At 59.4% G+C, this 23,553-nt stretch carries 18 protein-coding genes; 9 read left to right on the top strand and 9 right to left on the bottom strand.

All coding sequences use genetic code 11. The annotated features are described in order from the left end of the window. The first annotated feature begins 156 nt into the window (after positions 1 to 156). Positions 157 to 966, top strand: coding sequence for an SGNH/GDSL hydrolase family protein (locus ABRP95_RS01525; RefSeq protein WP_296088155.1), 810 nt, complete (start codon positions 157 to 159; stop codon positions 964 to 966). Here ABRP95_RS01525 and hutH read toward each other — a convergent pair. Both hutH and ABRP95_RS01515 read right to left on the bottom strand, forming a co-directional pair. Then, positions 947 to 2,497 (bottom strand): histidine ammonia-lyase, encoded by a 1,551-nt coding sequence (gene hutH / locus ABRP95_RS01520; protein WP_284784689.1) that lies wholly within the window; start codon positions 2,495 to 2,497, stop codon positions 947 to 949. The two genes, ABRP95_RS01525 and hutH, sit on opposite strands and share 20 nt — an antisense overlap. 74 nt (positions 2,498 to 2,571) lie before the next feature. Then, complete coding sequence (locus ABRP95_RS01515) at positions 2,572 to 3,315, bottom strand: IclR family transcriptional regulator (RefSeq protein ID WP_349838835.1); 744 nt, start codon at positions 3,313 to 3,315, stop codon at positions 2,572 to 2,574. Between the two features lie 62 nt (positions 3,316 to 3,377). On the opposite strand from ABRP95_RS01515, the gene hutG reads away from it, so the two are divergent. Beyond that, a complete protein-coding gene (hutG, locus tag ABRP95_RS01510; protein ID WP_349838834.1) occupies positions 3,378 to 4,316 on the top strand; it encodes a formimidoylglutamase in 939 nt (312 codons plus the stop codon). A gap of 3 nt (positions 4,317 to 4,319) precedes the next feature. Here hutG and ABRP95_RS01505 read toward each other — a convergent pair whose 3' ends face one another. Further along, the gene (locus ABRP95_RS01505) at positions 4,320 to 5,666 is read right to left on the bottom strand and encodes a YjiH family protein (RefSeq protein WP_349838833.1); all 1,347 of its coding nucleotides are present in this window, start codon (positions 5,664 to 5,666) and stop codon (positions 4,320 to 4,322) included. A gap of 127 nt (positions 5,667 to 5,793) precedes the next feature. Here ABRP95_RS01505 and ABRP95_RS01500 point away from each other — a divergent pair, with 127 nt between their 5' ends. From ABRP95_RS01500 to ABRP95_RS01490, 3 genes are all read left to right on the top strand, one after another. Beyond that, positions 5,794 to 6,180 (top strand): (deoxy)nucleoside triphosphate pyrophosphohydrolase, encoded by a 387-nt coding sequence (locus tag ABRP95_RS01500; RefSeq protein ID WP_284769884.1) that lies wholly within the window; start codon positions 5,794 to 5,796, stop codon positions 6,178 to 6,180. Between the two features lie 12 nt (positions 6,181 to 6,192). Then, the gene (locus ABRP95_RS01495) at positions 6,193 to 9,315 is read left to right on the top strand and encodes a DUF3427 domain-containing protein (protein ID WP_349838832.1); all 3,123 of its coding nucleotides are present in this window, start codon (positions 6,193 to 6,195) and stop codon (positions 9,313 to 9,315) included. 93 nt (positions 9,316 to 9,408) lie between these two features. After that, a complete protein-coding gene (locus ABRP95_RS01490) occupies positions 9,409 to 10,701 on the top strand; it encodes an Nramp family divalent metal transporter (RefSeq protein ID WP_284769886.1) in 1,293 nt (430 codons plus the stop codon). 91 nt (positions 10,702 to 10,792) lie between these two features. On the opposite strand, the gene ABRP95_RS01485 is transcribed toward ABRP95_RS01490, so the two are convergent. Beyond that, entirely contained in the window at positions 10,793 to 12,031 is a 1,239-nt protein-coding gene (locus ABRP95_RS01485) for an MFS transporter (RefSeq protein WP_284782518.1), read from the bottom strand. Between the two features lie 112 nt (positions 12,032 to 12,143). On the opposite strand from ABRP95_RS01485, the gene ABRP95_RS01480 reads away from it, so the two are divergent. Then, the gene (locus ABRP95_RS01480; protein ID WP_284782517.1) at positions 12,144 to 12,656 is read left to right on the top strand and encodes a hypothetical protein; all 513 of its coding nucleotides are present in this window, start codon (positions 12,144 to 12,146) and stop codon (positions 12,654 to 12,656) included. A gap of 4 nt (positions 12,657 to 12,660) precedes the next feature. Here ABRP95_RS01480 and ABRP95_RS01475 read toward each other — a convergent pair whose 3' ends face one another. Next, positions 12,661 to 13,515 carry a DNA primase gene (locus tag ABRP95_RS01475; RefSeq protein ID WP_284782611.1) on the bottom strand — a complete coding sequence of 285 codons (855 nt, stop codon included), beginning with the start codon at positions 13,513 to 13,515 and terminating at the stop codon, positions 12,661 to 12,663. Between the two features lie 80 nt (positions 13,516 to 13,595). Beyond that, a complete protein-coding gene (locus tag ABRP95_RS01470; RefSeq protein WP_284782516.1) occupies positions 13,596 to 15,299 on the bottom strand; it encodes a carboxylesterase/lipase family protein in 1,704 nt (567 codons plus the stop codon). Between the two features lie 145 nt (positions 15,300 to 15,444). Here ABRP95_RS01470 and ABRP95_RS01465 point away from each other — a divergent pair, with 145 nt between their 5' ends. Further along, entirely contained in the window at positions 15,445 to 16,182 is a 738-nt protein-coding gene (locus ABRP95_RS01465; protein WP_349838831.1) for a hypothetical protein, read from the top strand. Between the two features lie 163 nt (positions 16,183 to 16,345). Then, the gene (locus ABRP95_RS01460; RefSeq protein WP_502880338.1) at positions 16,346 to 20,101 is read left to right on the top strand and encodes a multifunctional oxoglutarate decarboxylase/oxoglutarate dehydrogenase thiamine pyrophosphate-binding subunit/dihydrolipoyllysine-residue succinyltransferase subunit; all 3,756 of its coding nucleotides are present in this window, start codon (positions 16,346 to 16,348) and stop codon (positions 20,099 to 20,101) included. 373 nt (positions 20,102 to 20,474) lie between these two features. Here ABRP95_RS01460 and ABRP95_RS01455 read toward each other — a convergent pair whose 3' ends face one another. Beyond that, positions 20,475 to 21,221, bottom strand: a complete 747-nt coding sequence (locus tag ABRP95_RS01455; protein ID WP_284850365.1) for a hypothetical protein — start codon at positions 21,219 to 21,221, stop codon at positions 20,475 to 20,477. 123 nt (positions 21,222 to 21,344) lie between these two features. Between ABRP95_RS01455 and ABRP95_RS01450 the strand changes: the two genes are divergently transcribed. Next, complete coding sequence (locus ABRP95_RS01450; RefSeq protein ID WP_284782512.1) at positions 21,345 to 22,475, top strand: Mrp/NBP35 family ATP-binding protein; 1,131 nt, start codon at positions 21,345 to 21,347, stop codon at positions 22,473 to 22,475. 12 nt (positions 22,476 to 22,487) lie between these two features. Here the strand turns inward: ABRP95_RS01450 and ABRP95_RS01445 are convergent, their stop codons facing one another. Together ABRP95_RS01445 and ABRP95_RS01440 are read right to left on the bottom strand one after the other, a co-directional pair. Then, positions 22,488 to 23,009, bottom strand: coding sequence for a twin-arginine translocase TatA/TatE family subunit (locus ABRP95_RS01445; RefSeq protein ID WP_284864481.1), 522 nt, complete (start codon positions 23,007 to 23,009; stop codon positions 22,488 to 22,490). 21 nt (positions 23,010 to 23,030) lie between these two features. Next, complete coding sequence (locus ABRP95_RS01440; protein WP_284769895.1) at positions 23,031 to 23,486, bottom strand: anti-sigma factor family protein; 456 nt, start codon at positions 23,484 to 23,486, stop codon at positions 23,031 to 23,033. Between the last annotated feature and the right edge of the window lie 67 nt (positions 23,487 to 23,553).

Below are 23,553 nucleotides of genomic sequence, written 5' to 3'. Positions count from 1 at the left end.
ACGCCGTGCCCTACCCCCAGGCCGGTTTCCCGGGGCTGTCTCCCGGGGGCTTGGCGAGCGTCACAGATATCAATTTAGTGTGATGCACAACGTATTTAGAGCTTGCACAGTCACCAACTGTCTGGCATTTCAGACTCTGCGGCTACGATGGCAGTCATGCGCCACGTATTGCCCGCCCTTGCCGCCGCCTGCCTGCTGGCAGGATGCTCCTCGCAGCCACAAGAAGTCCAAGAAGCCACAGAAGACCCAGAAAACTATGTGGCCCTCGGGGATTCCTACGCGGCGATGGGCTCGACGACGCTCCCGCTCGATCCGCCCGATTCCTGCGCACGCGCACAAGATTCCTATCCAGAACTCGCCGCTCAGGAGATCACCACGAGCTCTTTCCGCAACGTCGCCTGCCAGGGCGCGAGCACGCTGGATGTTTTATCCTCCGCGGGCGAGCACCCCGCCCAGGTGGACGCGCTTGCCCCGGATACGTCCCTTGTCTCCTTGAGCATCGGCGGCAACGATGCCAGCTTTGTGCGCCTGACCCAATGCGCAACGGACGATATATGCCAAGACGAATCGGGGGCGCAGATAGAACTGGAGCTACACGATCTGCCCCAACGCCTGGACAAGGTCTACGGGGAAATCGCCCACCGCTCGCCTGATGCGAAGGTCATTGCCACCGGCTATATCCCCCTCATCAATCCCGGCGAGACTTGCCCCTTCATAGAAAAAATCCCGGCCACAGACCGGGAGTGGTTGGCAGATACCATCCAGCGCATCAACAAAGCGGTACGCGAGGCCGCCGAACGCAACGGCGGCACCTACGTGCTGCCTGACGATGCCCCGCAACACTCCGCCTGCTCGGATGAGCCGTGGGTGGACTTTACGGGGCAGGATACCGATTCCTTCCCCATGCACCCCACCCACGCGGGCCAGGTGGCGATGGCCGAGGCAGTTAGCGCAGCTCGCTCGTAGCGGCCTCGACGGCATCGATCAGCGCGCCAGACTTCACCAGGCGTACGGTCTCCTCGATTTCCGGCGAGAGGTAGCGGTCGGTGCCGGGGCCTGGAACGGTCTCGCGCAGGGCGGCGATGACCGCGCCGGTGCCGCCAGCGGGCGTGCCCTCGCGCATGTCAATGGCGCGCGCCGCGGTGAGGATCTCCACTGCCAGCACGCGCTGGAGGCCATCGACTGCCTTGCGCAGCTTGCGGGCGGCGGACCAGCCCATGGACACGTGGTCTTCCTGCATGGCAGAGGAAGGAATGGAATCGGCCGAGGCCGGGGTGGCCAGGCGCTTTAATTCGCTGACGATGCCAGCCTGGGCGTATTGGGCGATCATGTGGCCGGAGTCGACACCGGGGTCATCGGCAAGAAAGGCGTTCAAGCCGCGGTTGCGGGCCGGATCCAGGAAGCGGTCGGTGCGGCGCTCAGAAATGGACGCCAGGTCCGCGGTGACGATGGAGAGGAAATCAAGCGCATAGGCCACCGGCGCGCCGTGGAAGTTGCCGTTAGAGACCACGCGGCCGTCCTTGGCCACCACTGGGTTATCCACGGCGGCGGCGAGCTCGCGCTCAGCTACCTGCGCGGTATGCGCCAAGGTATCGCGGAAACCGCCGGCTACCTGCGGCGCGCAACGCACGGAGTAAGCGTCCTGGACCTGGTTCTTCTTGAACTCCTCCAGCGCTGCCGCGAGGATTTCGGAGCCGTCTGCCACCTGGCGGATATTGGCGGCAGAATCGGCTTGGCCTGGGTGCGGGCGCAGCTGCTGCAGGTCATCGGCAAAGACCACGAGGGTGCCCAGCAGTCCTTCTACCGTCATGGCGGTGGCGATATCGGCGGTCTTGGCGGCCGCGCGCAGGTCAGTAATGGCCAGGCAGAGCTGGCCCAGCATGCCATCGGTGCCATTGATAAGGGCAAGGCCCTCCTTCTCCCGCAGCTCCAGCGGCTCGATGCCTGCGGCGGCAAGGGCCTCGCCGGCGTCCTTGAGCTCGCCGCCCACGCGCACCTCGCCCTCACCCAAGAGCGCTAGGGCGCAGTGGGCCAGCGGGGCCAAGTCGCCGGAGCAGCCCAGGGAACCGTATTCGCGCACCACCGGCACGATGCCAGCATTGAGCGCCTTCGCGTAGGTCTCTACCACCACGGGGCGCACGCCGGTACGTCCGGTGCACAGGGTGGATAGGCGCAGCAGCATAAGCGCGCGAATGACTTCTTCTTCCACCTCAGGGCCGGTGCCGGCCGCGTGGGAGCGCACCAGGGATAGCTGCAGCTGCGCGCGCATTTTTTCTGGAATGTGGCGGCGGGCAAGCGCGCCGAAACCGGTGGAGATGCCATAGACCGGCGTGGGGTCTTGGGCCAGTTCTTCGACCCGGTCACGCGTGGAGGCGACCTCGTCCAGGGCCTCGGCGGAGATTTCTACCGTGGCGCCGTAACGGGCAACGGCCACGACTTCCTCAATGGTCAGCGCTCCGACGCCGACGGTAACGGTGGATGGGTATGCATTAGGCATGATGACTCCTATTGTCTTTAGGGCAGCAAAATATAGCTCACGCCACAGCCTAACGCGCTAGCCCGCATGCTACCTCACTTTTCGCGCTGGCGATACATTTTCCCCGCGACTTTCTCCGCGGCCTGGCCCAGCGCCGCGATGAGTGCGTCCACCCCATCGCCCGGCGTGGACACGGGGTAGGTCACCGCAATGGCCGCCGCGGGCCGCTCCAGGTGGTCCAGGATGGGCACCGCCACCGAGGCCTGTCCCCGCGAGATTTCTTCTATCTCTTGGTCCCATCCGCGCGCAAGGGCCCGGTCCAGCTGCTTTTTAAGGAGACCAAAATTTTCCCCGCCTGCGGTATCGAAGGCGGCCTTGACCTCCCATTCCGGCAGGTGTGCCAGCATCACCCTGCCCGAGGCCGTCTTATGCGCCTGCAGGCGCACTCCCACCTCCGTAACCAACGAGGCAGCGCCCGGCGCGCGGACTTCCTGCAGGTATAAAATCTCCGAGCCCGCCATGCGCGAAAGATGACCGGATCCGCCTACCAGCCGCGCGCATTCTTCTAGGTCGCGCGTAGCCATGCGCACCAGCGGCTGCTGGGTTACATACGCAGAGGCCATCGAGTACGCGGCCAGCCCCAGGCCGTAGGTCTTGTGCTCCGGCAGGTGGGCAACGAACCCGGCATCGACCATTTCCGCGAGCAGGTGGTACGTGGTCGAGCGCGGCAGGCCGAGCTCGCCTTGGATGCGGGCGGCGGAAATCGGGACATCGATAGTCGATAGCAGCTTGAGGATGTCCAGGGCATGGCGCGCGGCGGGGACTCGGTTAGCACTCACAGCGCCCAATTATATTCCGCTACTGCCAGACAAATTCACCGCACGCTTCTAGTATCGGCACTATGAATACCGAATCAGCCCCACTTTTTACTCCCGCCCCCGAGTGGTCCGGCCGCTCCGATGGCCCCGGCCCCGAGCACGCGCGCTGGCATAGCGTTATCAACCAGGCCGAATCCGCGCCCGTGACCCTGCTGGGCTTTGCCTCTGATGAGGGCGTGCTGCGCAACGGCGGCCGCCAAGGTGCCGCCGCCGGCCCCGCCGCCCTGCGCACAGCCCTTGGCTCCCTGGCGGTCCACCACGGCCATGCGCTTGCCGATGCCGGAACCATCACCACCCAAGCCGACGATCTCGACGGCGCCCATGAGGCGCTATCTGACAAGGTCGAAGAACTCGTCCGCAGCACTACCCTGCCCATCATCTTGGGCGGCGGGCACGAAACCGCCTTCGGCTCCCACCGCGGCCTGTTCCGCGCGCGCGGTGCGACCCCCATCATCAACTTGGACGCCCACTTCGATCTTCGCCACGCAGACCACGCCACCTCGGGCACGCCCTTTACCCAGATTTCCCAGCTCACCGATGACTTTGACTACACCGTCTTCGGCATCTCCCGCCCCAATAACACCGCGGTGCTCTTCAACGATGCCGAAAAGCTCGGCGTCAACTACACCCTGGATGAGGAGCTGCTAAACCTCACCCCGGCCGAATGCGGCGCGCTCGCCACCCAGGCCACCACCGCCGCGGACAAGGTCCACCTCTCCATCGACCTGGATGTCCTTCCCGCCTCCACCGCACCGGGCGTATCCGCCCCGGCCAGCCTCGGCGTTGCCTACGAGCGCATCCGCGCCCTGGCGGTCGCCATCGCCGCGACGGGCAAGCTCGCGCTTGTCGATGTCGTCGAGCTCAACCCCACCTTCGACATAGACAACCGCACCGCCAAGGCGGCGGCGCGGCTTATCGATGACATCGTTAATGCTCACCTCACTGCGGTAAGCGGGCAATAAAACTCAAAACAGCAGGTGCGCAATCGGGGTCGCAATCACGATGGTGAGCGCGACGCGCTCAAACCAGATGATGACCAGGTGGGATAGCTTCACCGGAATCTTGGTGGCCAGAATGCACGGCACCAAGGCGGAGAAGAAGATGATGGCAGAGACCGCCACGACCCCGATGACGAATTTCAGCACCATGGAGTCACTGCCTGCCACCGCTGTGGCGGGTAGAAACATCTCCGCAATGCCCATCGCCGCGGCTTTGCCGCCAAGCGCCGACTCCGGCAGCTGCACTATCCAGGCAAAGGGATAAAACAGGTACCCAATCCATTCAAAAATCGGGGTAAACCGCGCAAGCAGCAAGCCAATAAGGCCAACCGACATAATGGACGGAACGATCGCCGCGGCCATACGCACGCCATCGCGCAGATTATCCCAAATGGCCTGCGGCAGCGACGGCGCACGCTGCAGAGCCAGCATCGCCTCGCGCCACGCATTCTTAAAGCGCGATCCTTCCACCGGCTTTTCCGGGTCTGGCTCTGCATCCTCGCAGTATTCATCCGGAATCGTCCGCAGCGGCGGGAGGCGCACGGTAATGGCCGTAACCAGGAACGTCACCAGCAGCGTGACGGCGAAGTACGTGCCCCAGATATTCATCAAATCCAGCTGCTTAGCCACGATAACCATAAACGCCGCCGATACCGTGGAGAATCCCGTGGCAATAACGGCAGCCTCCCTGCCTGTATAACCACCCTTTTGATAGACGCGGTCCGTGACCAAGATGCCCAACGAATACGAACCGACAAAGGATGCCACCGCATCGATAGCGGAGCGCCCCGGCGTCTTCCACAGCGGGCGCATGATGGGCTGCATCAGCACCCCAACAAATTCCAAGAGCCCAAAGCCAATAAGAAATGCCAGGAAGGTACCGCCGATGGGCACGATAAGCCCCACCGGCGTGGCAATGGAGTTCCACAAGAAGGGAACCAAATCTTCATCACCTAGTACCCACGGCAGCGCGTCAATAACCATGAGGAAGGAAATGATGGCACCGGCGATATTGAAGACCGCAAAGACCGCCTGCAGCGCGCTTTCCTTAAACGCCCCCGTACTAAAGCTACGCACCGTTCCATACACTGCGAGCGCAAAAATAAACCACGGCACCACCGCCGGAATGCTATCGCGCACGATGGTGACCATGTGGTCCAAAGGAATGGAGTTCTTTTCCTTATACGTCACAGGAAAGAAGAACACGAACCCGCCAATGGCGCTATAAACAAAGAGTTTCCACCGTCCCCCAGGCCGCGGGACTTCCCCGTCATGGCTCTGGGTGGAGGAATTAACTGAATCAGTAGAAGTCACGATAGACAGCCCCTCAAGCTTGCATGATGATCAAGCCCGCGCGACAGCCTGACGCGAACATTGCGATTATGTTATCTAAATAACACGTTATTGTCTAGCGTTTCCTAGCTCAAGGCACAATGGAACTATGTCTAACCCCATCCGCGTCGTCGGCGCCGTCTTTCACGATGGCAACCGATTCCTCGCCTGCCGCAAGAAACCCGGAAAACCCTTGGAAGGACATTGGGAATTTCCAGGCGGAAAAATCGAACCGGGCGAATCACCCGAACAGGCTTTAGCTCGCGAAATTCGCGAGGAACTCAACCTCATCGCGCGCGTAGGCGGCAAGCTCACGACGACCATCTACGAATACGACTTTGCCACCATCGAACTAACCACCTTTTATTGCACGCTTATCAGCGGCGAACTTCGCCTCAGCGATCATGACGCAACCAGATGGGTTACCCCCGCAGAAGCAATGGAACTGACCTGGGCGCCAGCAGATATTCCAGCCGTGGAAAAGCTTTGCCCTTAGAATCTTGTAGCTATGAGCCATTCCTTGGATTCCTCGCTCCCCTTCGGCGTTTACGAAACCCCGGTGACCTCACGCATCCGTGAGCGAATGGAAGAAACGCAAAGCCGACACCCATCGGCCGGGTTTGGGGTCGGAAGCGGCACAGATGATAACGCTCGCGGGCGCTACACATCCGCCATGTCTCAACACATCGGCGATCTACTAGAACAGCGCCTCATGGGACTCAAATCCTCAACAGACCGCGTAGCACTTATCAATACAATCGCTGGGCTGCTTGGCGAGGACGAAGATATCGATGCCGAGCAACTCCTCTACGCCGTCTACAACACTTCTTTAGCCGAGCCTCCGCTGCTTCCCGATGTATCGCTAACTAAGAGCGCGCTTTTTACCAATGCCCAAGGCGAAGCCAGCTTGACCAGTGAAATTGAGCGGGAAATAAAGACGGCTGATTCCGTCGACTTGCTGTGCGCATTCATCAAAAGCTCCGGAATCAGTGTCCTTGACCAGCACCTACAGTACCTGCGCGACAACCAGATTCCGTTCCGCCTATTGACCTCTACTTACTGTGGTGCTTCCGATGCGGCGGCTCTTAAACGCCTGGTAGAAAAATATCGCGCCGATGTGAAGATTTGTTATGAGCATAAATCCACACGCCTGCATGCCAAAGCATGGCTCTTCCGACGAAATTCTGGTTTCGACACTGCCTTTATTGGAAGCTCGAATCTTTCGCGGTCTGCTCTTATCGATGGCTGGGAGTGGAATGTGCGCGGCTCTGCTACGGCGACGCCTGAGGTCATTGAAAAGTTTATAAAAACCTTTGACAGCTACTGGCACGATAGCCACTTCAAAACTTTTGATCCGGCGCGGGACATGGATCGCCTGCAGGAATCCCTGCGCATCGCCAAAGGCGCGGAGTCCCCACAAGCGTTGCGCCAATTAGAGCTTTCTGGCCTGGAAGTTACTCCCTACCCTTATCAAGAAGAAATGCTCGAGGCACTGCGGTCCGAACGTGAGGTAAAGGATCGCCACAAAAATCTACTCGTTGCAGCCACAGGCACTGGCAAGACCGTCGTCGCCGCCCTGGATTACCTTAATCTTTGCCGGCAGTGGAAGCGTCGTCCTCGCTTACTCTTCGTCGCACACCGCAAGGAAATTCTTCACCAGGCGCGCCGTACGTACCGCGAGGTACTTAAGGATGCCGACTTTGGCGAGTTGCTTGTCGATGGCACCGAGCCACGGCGCTGGGACTTCGTCTTTGCGAGCGTTCAGTCGCTTAATTCCACCCGATTGGAAAAGCTCGCGCCCGATCAATTCGATGTTGTGGTCATCGATGAATTTCACCATGCCGAAGCACCAACCTATAACGCACTTCTAAGTCATTTTGAACCAGACGAATTACTTGGACTGACCGCAACACCAGAGCGCGGTGATGGCAAAAATGTCCAACAATATTTCGACTACCGCATTGCCCATGAACTACGCCTCTGGGATGCCTTGCGCCTCCAGCTGTTGGTTCCAATGCACTATTACGGAATCGCAGACGGCACGGATCTTTCCTCACTCACGTGGAACAGAGGAAAGAAGGATTACAACACCACCGAGTTATCAGAGTTCTATATCAAGTCTGGCGAAAAGCGGACGCGATTTATTCTGAATGAACTGGACAAACGGATTTTCGATCTTTCTGAGATGAAGGCGATCGGCTTTTGTGTTTCCATCGCCCACGCAGAGCACATGGCGCAGCAATTTCAGCATTTTGGCATTCCAGCCCAAGCGGTGACCAGTAAACTGACTTCCTCTGAACGCGCGGAAGCCATTAAACAGCTAGAAACCGGCGCCATCAAGGCTCTCTTCTCCGTTGATATTTTCAATGAGGGCGTCGACATCCCTGCGGTTAATACGCTGCTCCTACTCCGGCCGACCCAAAGCCCGGTTATCTTCCTACAACAACTCGGCCGCGGTCTTCGCCTTGCTCCCGGCAAAGATTCTTGTACCGTATTCGATTTCATTGGCCAACAACATGTTGAATACGATTTTGAGCGTAAATTCAACGCGCTAACGAGAAAACGTGGCAAACGATTACTCACCGAAATAGAGCAGGGCTTTCCCACCACGCCACCAGGAACGCACATCCAATTCGATGAGTCGACGACGGAACAGGTCCTCAACAACGTCAAGAAGACGGCACGCAGCAATTTGCGGAAAGTGCGTGCGCTGGTAGCGGAAATACGAACTACCGATCTCAAAAAGTTCCTTGACGAGGCAAACCTCGAATTGGAGGATATTTACCGGCCGAATAAGTACTCGTGGACCCGTCTTCTGCGGGAGGAAAACCTCCTCGAGCCATGTGACGATGAGATGGAAAACTTCTTGCTCAACCGGATTAAAGTTTTCCTTCATGTCAATGATACGACGCGCATTGAAGCCTATCTTCGAATCCTAAAATCCGCTACCTCGCAATTCGGCGATATGACGCCCACTGATCAAGCCTTTGCACGGATGCTGGTCTTGGGGTTTTGGGCTAATTCCAATGCACCCAGCCCGTCATCTTTTGACGAGGCGCTGGGAATATTGCGGGAGCACCCACGAGTTATTTGGGAACTCGAGCAGGTTATGCTGCTACAAAATGATGCTTCGCGTATTATCCCACAGCCGAGCGACGACACCGTTTTGGAAACCCACGCCGATTACTCCTTGGCAGAATTAGTGGGTGCCCTGCAAGCAGGAGAATTAGAAAAACTAGTCAGCCTTCCGCGCGAGGGAGTGAAATACTTCCCTGATATGAACATGGACTTGTTCTTGGTGACCTTCCAAAAAGACGATCAGGTGAGCGCTACCACGAATTACCGTGATTACCCGATTTCACCGGATCTTCTCCACTGGGAGTCGCAATCTACTACAACTTTAAAATCGAAGGCCGCACGCCGTTATATTCAGCACGAGGAGCTCGGCGGGAGGATTTTTATCGCATCTCGCTTCACTAAGAAGAACTCAGTGGGCACCGCGAGCGCCTATACATTTTTAGGCGCTGTGGATTATGTTTCCCACCACGGAGAAAAGCCCATTCAGTTTCAATGGAAGCTCCAAAGAACCATGCCAAAGGCGCTGTACGCTGCCGGTCGGACCGTCGCTTAGCACGCATGGTTGAATAATTAGGCTGCACTTTACCCACCAAGAGTGATACATTTCCCTTAAGTGATTCACACCACAGCCACTTAAGGAAGTGTCATGAGGCAATCAGATAACCACACCGGCGCACCTTTCGCCGCAGGCCAACAGACACACGACTCTGAGCCACAAGCAAAGGTGAAATGGACTCTTGTTGGTCCGGGTTTGGTCGCCGCAGCCACTGGCGTCGGTGCCGCTGACCTGGTGGCAACCATGATTGCTGGCCAGCGCTACGGTTACGCACTGTTATGGGCCGTCATCGTCGGTACGATTATGAAAATCGTGCTGGTGGAAGGCGTCGGCCGCTACAGCTTGGCCACCGGAAACACCATGTTCCACGGCTGGCGGGAGCTAGGACGCTGGACCTCGTGGTATTTCGCACCCTACATCGTCATCTGGGGGTTGGTTTATGGCGCCGCCGCCATGTCCGGCACCGGCTTGGCGTTAAGCGCACTCTTCCCCGGTACTAGCTTGACTATGTGGGCCATCCTGACCGGCGTGTTGTGCTTTGTCCTTACGTGGCTGGGGCAATACCAGCTCTTTGAAAAACTGGCCGCCATCTTGGTTGGCATCATGTTTGTCACTGTGGTGGGCATCGCCGCAATTACCGCACCTAATTTGCCAGAGATTCTGCGCGGCCTTGTCCCCACCATCCCGGATGGTTCTTTTGTCTACGTGCTCTCCATCGCCGGTGGTGTCGGCGGCACCATTACGCTTGCCGCCTATGGCTACTGGCTGCGAGAAAAGAAATGGTTCACGCCCAAGTGGATGAAGGTCATGCGCATGGATAACTCGGTGGCTTATGCCGTCACCGGTATCTTCGTGCTCGCTACACTTGTCCTTGGTGCCGAGCTTTTGTACAGCGCTAATGTCGCTGTCTCCGATAATGACCAGGGCTTGGTGGACATGGCGGACGTGCTGGAGGCTCGCTACGGAACCTTTATTTCTAAGTGGTTCATCGTCGGATTCTTCTCTGCCGCATTCTCTTCCTGCTTAGGCGTGTGGAACGGTGTGTCTCTCATGTTTGCGGACTACGTGGGCCACCTGAAGAACCTTCCACAGGGCCACCCCAGCACCAGCACGGGCGGTAAGTACTACCGCGCTTACCTCATCTGGTTGACCTTCCCACCGATGCTTCTCCTACTGCTGGGCAAGCCCACTGGATTAATCATTGGCTACGGCGTCTTGGGCGCATTCTTCATGCCGTTCCTGGGCCTTACGCTCTTGGTACTGCTTAATACCAAGCACACCCCGAAAGAATGGCGCAATGGTTGGTTCATCAACACCTTGATGGGCATCATTTCGGCAGCCTTTGTCTACCTGTGCGTGTCCCAGGTTGCCGGGCTCTTCTAACTTTGTTGCTCGTAATCTTCGAGGTACGCGCCAATTACCCTTAGGCTCTCGACCTCGTGGAGCGGGATGCACCGGCCCTCAGCGGTTGCCGTCAACTATTTTTCGGCATCCGCTCTACTTCCACCGTGGACTCCTCGCGGGGCTCTCGCCCGAAGAGCCAAGCGATGATGCCGAAAATGGCAATGGCACCGCAGACGGTGAAGGCTGTGGGGAAGCCATAGACATCGGCAAGCAGCCCAATGAGCATGGGGCCCACGATCTGGCCGAAGTCTCCTGACATCTGGAAGGCGGACAATACCTTGCCGCCGGAGCGCTCGTTGCCCACGATGTCTGCCACCGCGGCGGTCTGGGAAGGATTGATAAGGCCCGATGCTGCGCCCGCAAGCGCGGATACGAGCAAGAGGAACCACACGCTGGTGGCCAGTCCCATGAGCACCATGAAGATGGCAGAACCCACCAAGCCAATAAGGATCAGCGGTTTGCGGCCGTGGAGATCAGACCACCGGCCGGAGAATTGAAGAATAATCGCATTGCCTGCGGCGAAGGCCGCGAGAGCCAAGCCCGAGGCCGCGGCGCCATTGTGGAAAATAGCCGCGGCGAAAAGTGGCAGGACGGACACACGCACGCCCATATTGATCCAACCGTGGGCAAAGTTGGAGGTGAGAACCGCACGGAATGCGGTATCACCCCAGGCTTCCTGCAGGCGCATGGGAGGCAGCTCCGAGGTGGTGGTTTGGGCGTGGTTGACCCGCGGCATCTGCCACCAGACAACGAACGCAGCAAGCATCACGCCGATGCCGTAAATGAAAAATGGCCAGCGAAAACCCAAGAAGGACAGGCTGGCGCCGAGCACTGGGCCGGCGACATTGCCCAGCAGGAATGCCGTGGCATAGGTGGCGGAGCACTTACCGCGAATCGACGGTGGAGACAGGCGCACGATAAGGCCCATCGCGGAGACGGTAAACATGGTCGAGCCAAGACCTGCCAGGGCGCGCAGCACCACGATGTGCCAATACTCCTGAGCAATGGCGACCAATCCCGTGGTCACGGCAACGGTCATCAAGCCCACCAGGTAGACGCGGCGCGAACCGACGCGATCCACCAATGAACCAGACACCGGCGCGAAGATCAGCCGGGAGGCGGCGAAGATGGATACCACGAGGCCGGCGGCGGCCATCGATACATCAAAGCTGACCACGAACTGCGGCAAAAGCGGGGCGATAAGGCCATAACCTAAGGCGATAATGAACGCCGCCGTTACCATTACCCAGATTTCCCGCGGCACCTTGGGCTTTTCGTAGGGCGCCGGTTCGGCATTAGCACTCTTCATAGCACGTGCAACCTTATGCCTTTGAAGGTCTGAAAGCTATTTAGCCCACTTATTCGAACACGTGTTTGTATTCTTCGAACTCGTGTCGGCCCTGCGGTTTAGAGTAAGTGCCATGCACAACGTAGATAAGAACTTTTCGCACACAGTACCCAGTCAACCCAATGCCATGGCTACGGAAATCGCCGCCGACTTGGCCTACCACCACTATGAGACCGTCAGCTCTATTTCCGCCATCATGCACCACCCACGGTCCTTGGCTCGCCCCACCCCGACGTGGCGTCCGCCCATAAAACAGCTGCCACCCACGCCAGGTGGCGCGGACTACAGCATGAGCATTACCCGCCACCGCGTGGGAGCACGAGTGAAGGCGAGGATCCGCGGGTTCGGTGAAAGCCGCATCCCCGCCTACCTCATTACTATTCGGATCACCGATAACTTTGGGCAGTTAGTCGATCCCGCCACGGCGGAAGGATGGGTGCGCACGCTTGTCCCCGCAGAATTAGCTGGTGCCGTCCACGAGATCTCTCGCGGACCGAATGCCACCTACGTATGGCTCGTGGATAGCGCCTTTAAGCCCGTTCGTTCGCCGGAATCCCTGTTCGCGGGATTCCAGCAAGCGGCTTAGGGGCTTAGTTGTTGTCGCCCTCGTCATCAGCGTCAGCGTCGTCTTCTTCGGTGAAGGTGTCGAAGAACTCAAGGTCCTCGTCATCGTCATCATCGGCATCTTCGCAAAAAATGTCGTAGACGTCTGGTTCCTCGAAGTCATCCTCATCGAAGTTGACGAGCTGCGCCTCCCAATCAAGGGCCTGTTCCGAGACCAACCCGAGCACGTCAAAGAGGCGGTCGAAATCGGTGTAGGTGCCCAGTTCTAGGGCCTCAGCGGGGACTTCTACGATGGGGATGTCATCAGAATCGGTGTTGCCAAAGAGGGCAAGGCGCTCGTTTTCATCGAGGTCTTCGCCATCCTCATCCACCTGCCATAGCTCCGTGACGGCCTCATCCTCGAGCTCTTCCATATCTTCTTCATCGAAGTCGAAGGCCAAGAAGCGCACGATGGCAGAGGGCACGCCGTCGATGGTTTCTACTAATACGCGCAGCTCTGAATCGTTGCCTACTTCCGCCACCACGAGGTGCGGGTTGAGTTCATCCTGGTCAAACTCCAATTCCGCGATGCGCTCATCGGTACCTTCCAGGAGGTCACGCAGGACGGTAACAACCTGGTCGGTGGCGATGTGGCGGGAGACGGCTTCTACGGCGTCTTCGACGGAAAAGGCAACGGAGACCAAGACGGCCTCGAATTCTTCATCGTCTTCATCCACATCCGCCGCAGCGATGTACACGTTGGCGGCAGGCAAGAGAGGATCGATTTCAACAAACTGGATTTCCAAATCAGAGGTGATTGGAACGAACATGACGTCTTCGTTGACGCGGGACTCGATGCCCTCGGCGTCCAATGCGGAAGCGATATCTTCGAAAAAGCTCATGGTGGTGAAAATCCATCCTTCGGAAGCAGAGGTCTCCGCGGTGGGCAAGACGCCGCCCGCGGTCACTCTGGATTGTACCGCTAATCCCGCCTGTGTGGTTGGAAACCAAGGGAGCGCACGAGCTCTGGGCGCCCACTTCCCCACTCCACCATGTGGTAATCCTCCCACGCTTTGCGGCGACCGTCATTGGGGGCGTGCACGATATAGGCCTGTTCATCAAAAATCATGGTCGCGCGATCGCCGCCGTCATAGCGCGGCCACTGCGCCTTGGGGCTGCCGCCGTGGATGAACGCGGCCCAGTGATCTTGCATGGTGGAGGTCAATTCCTCCATCTCAGCGCGCGAGCCCCAGCCGGTTAGCAGGGAAGCGCGCGAGGATTGGGGATCGCCAAAGACATTGCCCAATTCCATCGAGTGCATGGCGCCTAGCCCCAGCCACTTTAAGACGGCAGAAGCGAAGTCGAAGCGGTACATCCAGGTATCGGCTACTTCAGAGTGGGCGCTGGCGATGCGGGTGGAGGGTGCCCAGAAGAGGGCATCGGCAAGCAGGTGCGCAAAGTCCTCCCGTCGGACCGCACCGCGATAGGCGGCGACGACCTCAGGGGCGTGGTGGGGATCGTAGGAGGCCAAGAGCCGGAGGGCTGCGCGCTCCCGGGCGCTTTGGCGCTGAAAGAGGAACTTGCCAAAGCTGGCTTCATCCGAATTCGTGCCAATCAGCAACGGAATTTTGTGTTGATGGCCCTGCTCAAAGGCGGTGATAGGGTGCTCGGGCAAAAGTTCGCCGTCCACCGTGGGCGCGTAGCAGGAGTTTAAGTGCAGTAGCTCGCCGGCGCGCCACATCATGGATTGGCCGGAGCGCACCACATCCGCACAGTCTTCTTGGCGCAGATCATCCACGCTCACCCGACGCGGCAGGCCCACTCGGCGGGCAAGTTCGCGGGCCCACAAGGTGGATTGGGCGCGGGAATGCACCAGCGCGATGGGTGGAGATTGGGCAATGGCGCGGTGGAAGAGCCCCTCGGCCGGCGGGCTGGTCATCAGCGCCAGCACCGCGGCACCACCCGCGGATTCGCCCATGAGAGTAACGGAGTCTGGGTCACCGCCAAAGGCAGCGATATTATCTCGCACCCAATTAAGGGCCAGAATCTGATCCGCCACGGCGGGGTTAGCGCTGCACTCGCCGCCAAGGCTGCGCAGATCGAGATATCCCAAGGCGTTGAGGCGAAAGTTGATGGAAACGTAGACCACGTCCATACGGGTGGCGAGCTCAAATCCGCGCAACATGAGCATGTGGGATGAGCCCATGATGAAGCTGCCGCCGTGCAAATACACCACGACGGGCAACTTTTCTTCCGTGCGCGGGCGCACGATGTCTAGGTACAGGCAGTCCTCGGAGCCGACGATGCGGTCAGTCCAGGAGTACGTGGGTTGTGGGGCAATTGGCCCGAATTGGCTGCAATCGCGCACCCCGTCCCAGCGCGGCGCCGGGCGCGGGGCGCGGAAGCGATTGTCGCCGGCCGTGGAGGCGCCGAAGGGAATGCCACGCCACGTGCGCACCGGCCCGGCGCTAATGGGGCGATCTACCCTAAGGTCTTCTTCGATGACCCCACGCACCCAGCCGGAAGTCGTGCGCACCGTGAGCTCATCCGCATAGGCATTCTGTGCCCGCTCGTGGGCCTGACGGGCGCGCTCGTGTGCGCGCATGGCCCGCAAGCGCGCGGCAGCGGTGGACTCTTCGGAATAAGAGTCCCCACTGTCGCGTTGACCATCCTGCGGGTAAGGCATACTCCCTACCTTAGGTAGATTGCACGCCGGCCGCGATCCGAATCGCACATGGCCGCTCCCTTCTTTCAAGGCCAGGGCTATGCTAGGTAAAAAAATCAATTAATACTACTGCCCCAACAAATTAAGGATTGGTGTGGGAGAAGGCATGTCTATATTTAAAAAGTCCGCCCCAGATGACGCAGCTACTGACACATATGACATCGATCCAGAGCACAGCGGCCGATTTACCAAGGCGCTGCTGAACTCTTTGGACCGCGCCGTATCCGTGCAATCTGGTGTTATTTCCAAATACGTCAAGAGCCTCAAGAAGCACCACCCAGAAGCCACTGACCAAGAGTTGCAGGGCTTTATTAACAAGCACTTCATCAATATCACTTCCGGCACGGGCGCGGCCGCTGGTGCCTCCGCATCCATCCCCGGCATCGGGCTATTTACGGGCGCTGCCACCATCGGTGCGGAATCCGTGGTCTTTCTTGAGGCCGCCGCGTGGTACATCCTGGCATCCGCGTACCTGCGCGGCGATGACATCTCCTCGCCTGAGCGCCGCCGTGCACTAGTACTGGTGGTATTGACAGGCTCAAAGGGTTCCGCGGTGGTCGATACCTTCGTTGGAGACCTCGGCACGGTCACGGGGGCGCGTTCCGTAGCCTCCCTCTCCCGGTTTTCCGGGCCCACGCTGTCTGGCATCAATGGCCGCTTGACCAAGGTTTTTACCAAGCAGATTACCAAGCGCATGAAGTGGGCCTGGGTGGGCAAGCTCATGCCTATGGGCATCGGCGCGGTCATTGGCACGAAGGCCAATCGCAAGCTGGCCAATCAGGTCATCGAACACGCCCGCCAACAGCTCTCCCCTCTTTCCCACACTGAGGCGGGTACCCAATGATCGTTTAGAGCGAATTCAGTACCCCTGACATAGTGAATGTGAGGGATTGGCCCGTATCATATAGGCAGACACTTTGGCGGGTGATAAATGCGCTCGTACAAAGTCCGGACTAAAGTCGAATAAACGACCATTTTAAAGCAGAGAAATGAGGCGAAAACCTGCCGTGAGCACATCGAGCATCTTCGGCCCGAATGCGTGGCTGATAGACGAGCAGTTCCAGCAGTACTCCAAGGATCCTAGCTCCGTAGACAAGGAGTGGCGCGACTATTTCGAAGCAAACGGCGCGCCCAAGGCGCAGCCGGAAGCTGAGTCTCCTTCTAAAGCATCTAAACCACAGTCAAAGAAGACAAAGGCAGAGTCCACGTCCTCGGCTAAGAAAACCGAAGGCACTACCACCGCCCGCAAGCAAGAGGCCCGCGATACCAACGTGAAAGAGTCTGTCTCTAAGGCCCAAGAAAAGTCCGCGAAGGCAAAGCATTCTGCAGGCAAGAATGCGCAGTCTCCGCTGGAAAACCTAGAAGATTACAAGGGCGGCGACGAGCGCCAGCTCAAGGGCATGTTCAAGGCGATTGCTAAGAACATGGAAGAATCCCTCGAGATTCCTACCGCTACCACCGTGCGCGATATGCCGGTCAAGCTCATGTGGGAAAACCGCTCCATGATCAATGACCACCTGAAGCGCACCCGCGGTGGCAAGATCTCCTTTACCCACATTATTGGCTACGCCATGGTCAAGGCCGTGCAGCTGCACCCTGGCATGAACGTGCGCTACGAGGAAAAGGACGGCAAGCCCTTCGTCGTCCAGCCTGAGCACATCAACCTGGGCCTGGCCATCGACCTCCCGCAGAAGGATGGCTCCCGCGCCCTCGTGGTCGCCGCCATCAAGGAGTGCGAGACCAAGTCTTTCGCCGAGTTCATTGAGGCTTACGAGGACATCGTTACCCGTTCCCGTAAGAACAAGCTCACCATGGATGACTTCTCTGGGGTCACCATTAACCTGACCAACCCAGGCGGCATCGGCACCCGCCACTCCATTGCTCGCCTGACCAAGGGGGCAGGCTCCATTATCGGCGTTGGTTCCATGGATTACCCGGCAGAATTCGCCGGCGCTTCCGCTGACCGCTTGGCTGACTTGGGCGTCGGCCGCCTGGTCACCTTGACCTCCACCTATGACCACCGCGTTATCCAGGGTGCAGAGTCCGGCGAGTTCCTGCGCACCATCGGCAAGCTCATTGTTGATGACGCCTTCTGGGACGAGCTCTTCGAGTCCATGGGCGTTCCTTATGAGCCCTTCCGCTGGGCACAGGACATCCCCAACTCTGGCGTGGACAAGAACACCCGCGTCATGCAGCTCATCGAGTCCTACCGCTCCCGCGGGCACTTGCTTGCCGATGTCAACCCGCTCGGCTGGTCCCAGCCCGGCCTGCCTAGCCCGGATCACCGCGACCTCGACATCGCTACGCACGGCCTGACCATCTGGGACTTGGACCGCGTCTTCAACGTCGGCGGCTTCGGCGGCAAGGAACAGATGACCTTGCGCGAGGTGCTTTCCCGCCTGCGCGCTGCTTATACCCTGAAGGTCGGCTCCGAATACACCCACATCCTGGACCGCGACGAGCGCAGCTGGATGCAGGACCGCCTCGAGGCCGGCATGCCAAAGCCGACCAATGCCGAGCAGAAGTACATCCTGCAGAAGGTCAACGCCGCCGAGGCATTCGAGAACTTCCTGCAGACCAAGTACGTGGGCCAGAAGCGCTTCTCCCTCGAGGGCTCTGAAACCCTTATCCCGCTTTTGGATTCCATCATCGATACCGCTGCGGGCCAGGGCCTCGACGAGGTTGTCATGGGCATGCCGCACCGCGGCCGTCTGAATGTGCTGTTCAATATCGTGGGCAAGCCGCTGGCAGATATCTTCGGCGAGTTCGACGGCAACTACAAGGGCGGCCAGCTCGGCGGCTCTGGTGACGTGAAGTACCACTTGGGCTCCGAGGGCGAGCACCTGCAGATGTTCGGCGATGGTGAAATCAAGGTCACCCTTGCAGCCAACCCGTCCCACCTCGAGGCTGTGGACCCAGTCATGGAGGGCATCGCCCGCGCCAAGCAAGACATCTTGGACAAGGGCAAGGACGGCTACTCCGTCGTTCCCGTCATGCTCCACGGCGATGCATCCTTCACCGGCCTCGGCGTCGTACAGGAGACCATCAACCTGTCCCAGCTGCGCGGCTTTACCAACGGCGGTACCATCCACATCGTGGTCAACAACCAGGTGGGCTTTACCACCACCCCGGATTCCGGCCGTTCCACCCACTACGTCACCGACTTGGCCAAGGGCTTTGACTGCCCGGTCTTCCACGTCAACGGTGATGACCCAGAGGCCGTTGTCTGGGTTGGCCAGATGGCCGCAGAATACCGCCGCCAGTTTGGCAAGGACGTCTTCATTGACCTCGTGGTCTACCGTCTGCGCGGCCACAACGAGGCCGATGACCCATCCATGACCCAGCCGCAGCTGTACTCGGTCATTGAGAACCACGAGCCTGTGCGCGAGCACTACACCAACGAGCTCATCGGCCGTGGCGACCTGTCTGCCGAGGACGCCGAGGCAGCGGCACGCGACTTCCACGACCAGATGGAGTCAGTATTCACCGAGCACAAGGAAGCCGAAAAGGCCGGCCCCAAGGAACAGACCGGTATTACCTCCTCGCAGGATCTCACCCGCGGCCTGGATACCTCCATCACCGCTGAAGAGATGGTCGAGCTTGGCGATGCCTACGGCAACCCACCCGAGGACTTCGAGTACCACAAGCGCGTGGCCAAGGTGGCCAAGGACCGTGCGAAGTCTGTTCGCGAAGGCGGCATCGACTGGGGCTGGGGCGAGCTGCTCGCCTTCGGTTCCTTGGCTAACCAGGGCAAGGTCGTGCGCCTGGCCGGTGAGGATTCCCGCCGCGGTACCTTCACCCAGCGCCACGCCGTGACCTTCGATCACCGCAATAGCAACGAGTACAACCCGCTCAACTCCCTGGCTGTGTCCAAGGACAACGGCGGTAAGTTCATGGTCTACAACTCCGCGCTTACCGAGTTCGCCGGCATGGGCTTCGAATACGGCTACACCGTGGGTAACCCCGACGCCCTCGTGGCGTGGGAGGCTCAGTTCGGTGACTTCGCCAACGGTGCCCAGACCATCATCGATGAGTACCTCTCTTCCGGTGAGGCCAAGTGGGGCCAGCTATCAAGCCTGGTTCTCCTCCTGCCGCACGGCTACGAAGGCCAGGGCCCGGACCACTCCTCCGCCCGCATCGAGCGCTATCTGCAGCTGTGTGCGGAAGGTTCCATGACCGTGGCTCAGCCGTCCACCCCGGCTAACCACTTCCACTTGCTGCGCCGCCAGGCTTTGGGTGAAATGAAGCGCCCGCTGGTCGTCTTCACCCCGAAGTCCATGCTGCGCAACAAGGCCGCTACCTCCTCCGTTGAGGAGTTCACCGAGGTCAAGAAGTTCCGCTCTGTTATCAATGACCCCCACTTCGTGGACGTCAATAACAAGAAGGTCGGCGATACGGACAAGGTTAAGACCATCATGCTGGTCTCCGGCAAGCTCTACTGGGACTTGGAGAAGAAGCGCGAGGCTGACGGCCGCGATGACATCGCCATCGTCCGCGTGGAAATGCTCCACCCGATTCCGTTCAACCGCCTGAGCGAGGCATTCGAGATGTACCCGAACGCCACCCAGGTCCGGTTCGTACAGGACGAGCCCGCCAACCAAGGCCCATGGCCGTTCTACAACGAGCACCTGCGCAACCTCATTCCGGATATGCCGGAAATGGTCCGCGTTTCCCGCCGCGCCCAGTCCTCTACGGCTACGGGTAACGCCAAGGTGCACCAGATTGAGCAGAAGAACTTGCTTGAAGAGGCCTTCGACGTTTAATCGCTTTTAATCGCCGAAGCCGCACCTAGCGCAGTACAGCGCTGAATGCCCCAGTGAGGTTATTTCCTCACTGGGGCATTTTCATGCTTAATGCTATTTCATGGACGCTGTTGCCTTCGCCTCGCTAGGTTCGCTTCCAGCCAGCCGCCTACCCGCCCTTCGCGCTCACCGGCGAGGTGGAGGGGCATCGGCAAGCACCGCCCGTGAGCGTCAAGGGGCGCGGTGCAGCTATCGCAGAAATGGTGCGACGATTAGATTCACCAGTTCGCCTACCCCACCCTTCGCGATCACGAAGAGGCCGAACGCACGCTAAAGCGCGCCTGCCGGTGAGCGCGAAGGGCGGGTGGTGGGTAGAACGAACCGCACCGATACCTTAGGAACTGCTCAGATCCGAGCCGCCGGAGGAGCCGGAATCGCTTTCTTCATTGACAATGTCCATTCCGGAAGCTTCCATCCATTCGTGGACGACCTTCTTCAGCTCTTCGCCATCCTCTATCGCCTCCACCATGTCAGAGATATCTTTTTGTGTGATGAATTTGGTGACCGCGGCGACGGATTTTTCCTCTTCGCGGTCAAAGAGGCTATCGCTATAGATGACCACGAAGTTTTCTGGCAGCTCTGGTTGCGCATCCTCACAACCGTGAGCGCCGGAGGGCTCGACGGTGGCAAGTTGAGTGGGCAAGGTAGACATGAGTGCAATGTGGGTGCGGGCTAGGAAGTCCTCCCCGCCCGGCTCACTGTCTTCTTCTGCCTTTTTATATTCCGCCGAGATATCGCGCGCCTCACCGGGATTAAAGTGGCTTAAAAAGCTGCCAGTGCACCCAACGTAAAAATTGCCTTCCGGGTTTAGGGAACTGCCCTTGCCTCCATGTGTTTTGAAGGTTTCTTCTTTCTTCAGCTCGGCTATGCGTCCTTCCTCCAAGAGCGACTGCCGGAATACCTCGCCTAAGATGAGCTGATCTGTTTCTGCAGGGTCAACGACGATCTGCACCTGTTCCGGTTCGGATTGTGCCGCAGCGGGGCTGGTCTCGACCTTGTCGGAGCAGCCAGCAAGCAGCGCAGCGCCTACCACCGCGGTAACAGTAGCGCGGGCATATCGACGGGCGGGGCTGCGCTTCACTGAGGGTGCTCCTTCTAATTTTTCTAGTTCACCGATACAAACGGATGGATTTAAACGTCCCACAGAGTCTACCGTGCAGGCGTGTTTACCTGAGGTAGCGCCGTGACTAAGATGGCAAGAGTTATGTCTAGCTCTATTACCGAATCAGCCGTACGCGAGGCTCTTTCCCACGTACAGGATCCAGAAATCGGCCGCCCCATCACCGAACTCAATATGGTGAAATCGGTCGATATCGAAGGAAACGACGTCACCGTTGGCATTTATCTGACCATCGCGGGCTGCCCCATGAAGTCCACCATCGAGACCAATACCCGTGCCGCGGTCGAGGATATCGACGGCGTTGGCAAGGTCACCGTGACCATGGACGCGATGAGCGATGAGCAACGCCGCGAGCTGAAGCAAAAGCTACGCGGCGGCAAGGCCGAACCCGAGATTCCCTTTGCGAAGCCCGATTCGACGACCCGCGTATTTGCGGTGGCGTCGGGTAAGGGTGGCGTCGGCAAGTCCTCGATGACCGTCAACCTTGCCGCAGCGCTGGTGGATAAGGGCCTGAAGGTCGGCATTGTCGATGCCGATATTTACGGCCACTCCGTGCCCAGCCTGCTCGGCTCAACCGACGGCCCCACCGTGCTTGATGATGAAATGCTGCTGCCCCCCATCTCCCACGGCATTAAGCACATCTCGATTGGGCAGTTCGTGGAGGGTAACGCGCCCGTCGTCTGGCGCGGGCCCATGCTCCACCGCGCGCTGCAGCAGTTCTTGGCGGACGTATTCTGGGGCGACCTCGATGTCCTCCTCCTCGACCTGCCTCCGGGTACCGGCGATGTAGCGCTGTCCGTTGCGCAGCTCATCCCGAATGCGGAGCTGCTCATCGTCACCACGCCGCAGGCCGCTGCAGCAGAGGTAGCCGAGCGCGCCGGTTCCATCTCCCAACAAACGCGCCAGCGCGTGGCCGGCGTGATTGAGAACATGAGCGCCATGGTCATGCCGGATGGCTCCACCATGGATGTCTTTGGTGAAGGCGGCGGCCAGATCGTCGCAGACCGCCTCGGCGTCATCCTGGGCCACGAGGTGCCGCTGCTGGCGTCCGTACCGCTGGATCCGTCACTGCGCTCGAATAGCGACGCCGGCACACCCATCGTGCTCGAAGCACCCGACTCCCCTGCCGCAAAGGAAATCAGGGCAGTTGCTGATAAGCTCGCCATCCGCTCCGATTCCCTCGTGGGCAAGAGCCTCAACTTGGGCGTGAACTAAGAGCGCGTTGTATTAGGTAACGTCGCTCCACTCAGAGCCGCCGCCGGTGGAATCTTCCCCACCGCGCTGCGGCTTTTGTTGTTGCTGGGGCGGCTGCTGGGTGGTTTCGGTGGTATCGCCATATACCTCGGCATAGTTAAAGGTGGGCCGGGCGGGGCCATTGTTGTCCTGCGCGCGCTGTTCGGGTTCTTTCGGCGCGGTGCCGGATTTAATGTCTTCGGCCATCTTCTGGGGATTGAAGTCGTCCCAAGCGGCATCGTCGCCATCGAAAAGCGCCTTGGTAATAGCACCCTTCGGGCCTAACCGCGTCCACTGTGCAGCTTGGTTGAGCGGGCCACGGATATCGTCGAATTCCGCGGAGATGGACCCCATCTCGCCGTTGAGCTCGGCCTTCGCATTATTGATGGCCTTGCGGGCGGCGTAGATGGCCGCGCGCACGTCCTTGATGACTTCCGGCATGCGCTCCGGGCCGATGATGACGATGCCGAGGAGGACAATGACAATAATCTCGGGCCAGCCAATGGAAGAAAACACGGTTAAATCCTCGCCCTCCGTTTAGTTCTGTCCGCGCTGATTGTGTTTAATCGCGCGTACCACCGTCTCGACTTTATCCAGGAAATCCTGCTCCGGCCGGTGCGCCGGGGTCGACGCATCGGGGCCCGGGGCCACGCCTTCCGTAGCCATTCCCGCCAGCTTGGCCAATAAGGACTGCGGGGCCTTCACCGCGGAATCATCGCTGCAGTGACGCACCCACTCAGAGGCATGGCGCTGGTGGTGCACGTCGGCGCGGCATTCCGCGCAGTGGACCAGGTGGATGCGCACGCGGTGCATGGCTTTGGGCTCCATCTCCCCGTCCACGAAGGCAACGACGGCCTCTGGGCCGAGGTGGCCGATGGAATCGCTGCGCCGCGCCCGCGCCTTTGCCTTATCCCGGGCCTTCGCCTGCGCGGGGGTAAAGTCACCCCGCACGCTGAGCCTGGAGAGGGTGCGGCGTCCGCGCAGTGAGTCCATCGACACCCCTCCTCACGTTCATGCCACAGCCGGATTACTCACACTTAATCCCCCCTGCCACGCGGCA

Origin of the sequence: Corynebacterium sp. KPL2895 (assembly GCF_040225815.1) — a bacterium.
Lineage (GTDB): Bacteria > Actinomycetota > Actinomycetes > Mycobacteriales > Mycobacteriaceae > Corynebacterium > Corynebacterium rhinophilum.
The sequence above is the reverse complement of the archived record's forward strand: the minus strand, read 5'-3'. Positions and strand labels throughout refer to the sequence as shown.

What these genes read in the sequence shown, in the direction of transcription:
- ABRP95_RS01525 (WP_296088155.1), top strand. Translation starts at nt 157, where the DNA reads ATGCGCCACGTATTGCCCGCCCTTGCCGCCGCCTGCCTGCTGGCAGGA.
- ABRP95_RS01500 (WP_284769884.1), top strand. Translation starts at nt 5,794, where the DNA reads ATGTCTAACCCCATCCGCGTCGTCGGCGCCGTCTTTCACGATGGCAAC.
- hutH (WP_284784689.1), bottom strand. Translation starts at nt 2,497, where the DNA reads ATGCCTAATGCATACCCATCCACCGTTACCGTCGGCGTCGGAGCGCTG.
- ABRP95_RS01450 (WP_284782512.1), top strand. Translation starts at nt 21,345, where the DNA reads ATGTCTAGCTCTATTACCGAATCAGCCGTACGCGAGGCTCTTTCCCAC.
- hutG (WP_349838834.1), top strand. Translation starts at nt 3,378, where the DNA reads ATGAATACCGAATCAGCCCCACTTTTTACTCCCGCCCCCGAGTGGTCC.
- ABRP95_RS01475 (WP_284782611.1), bottom strand. Translation starts at nt 13,515, where the DNA reads ATGAGCTTTTTCGAAGATATCGCTTCCGCATTGGACGCCGAGGGCATC.
- ABRP95_RS01485 (WP_284782518.1), bottom strand. Translation starts at nt 12,031, where the DNA reads ATGAAGAGTGCTAATGCCGAACCGGCGCCCTACGAAAAGCCCAAGGTG.
- ABRP95_RS01470 (WP_284782516.1), bottom strand. Translation starts at nt 15,299, where the DNA reads ATGCCTTACCCGCAGGATGGTCAACGCGACAGTGGGGACTCTTATTCC.
- ABRP95_RS01490 (WP_284769886.1), top strand. Translation starts at nt 9,409, where the DNA reads ATGAGGCAATCAGATAACCACACCGGCGCACCTTTCGCCGCAGGCCAA.
- ABRP95_RS01440 (WP_284769895.1), bottom strand. Translation starts at nt 23,486, where the DNA reads ATGGACTCACTGCGCGGACGCCGCACCCTCTCCAGGCTCAGCGTGCGG.
- ABRP95_RS01480 (WP_284782517.1), top strand. Translation starts at nt 12,144, where the DNA reads ATGCACAACGTAGATAAGAACTTTTCGCACACAGTACCCAGTCAACCC.
- ABRP95_RS01465 (WP_349838831.1), top strand. Translation starts at nt 15,445, where the DNA reads ATGTCTATATTTAAAAAGTCCGCCCCAGATGACGCAGCTACTGACACA.
- ABRP95_RS01495 (WP_349838832.1), top strand. Translation starts at nt 6,193, where the DNA reads ATGAGCCATTCCTTGGATTCCTCGCTCCCCTTCGGCGTTTACGAAACC.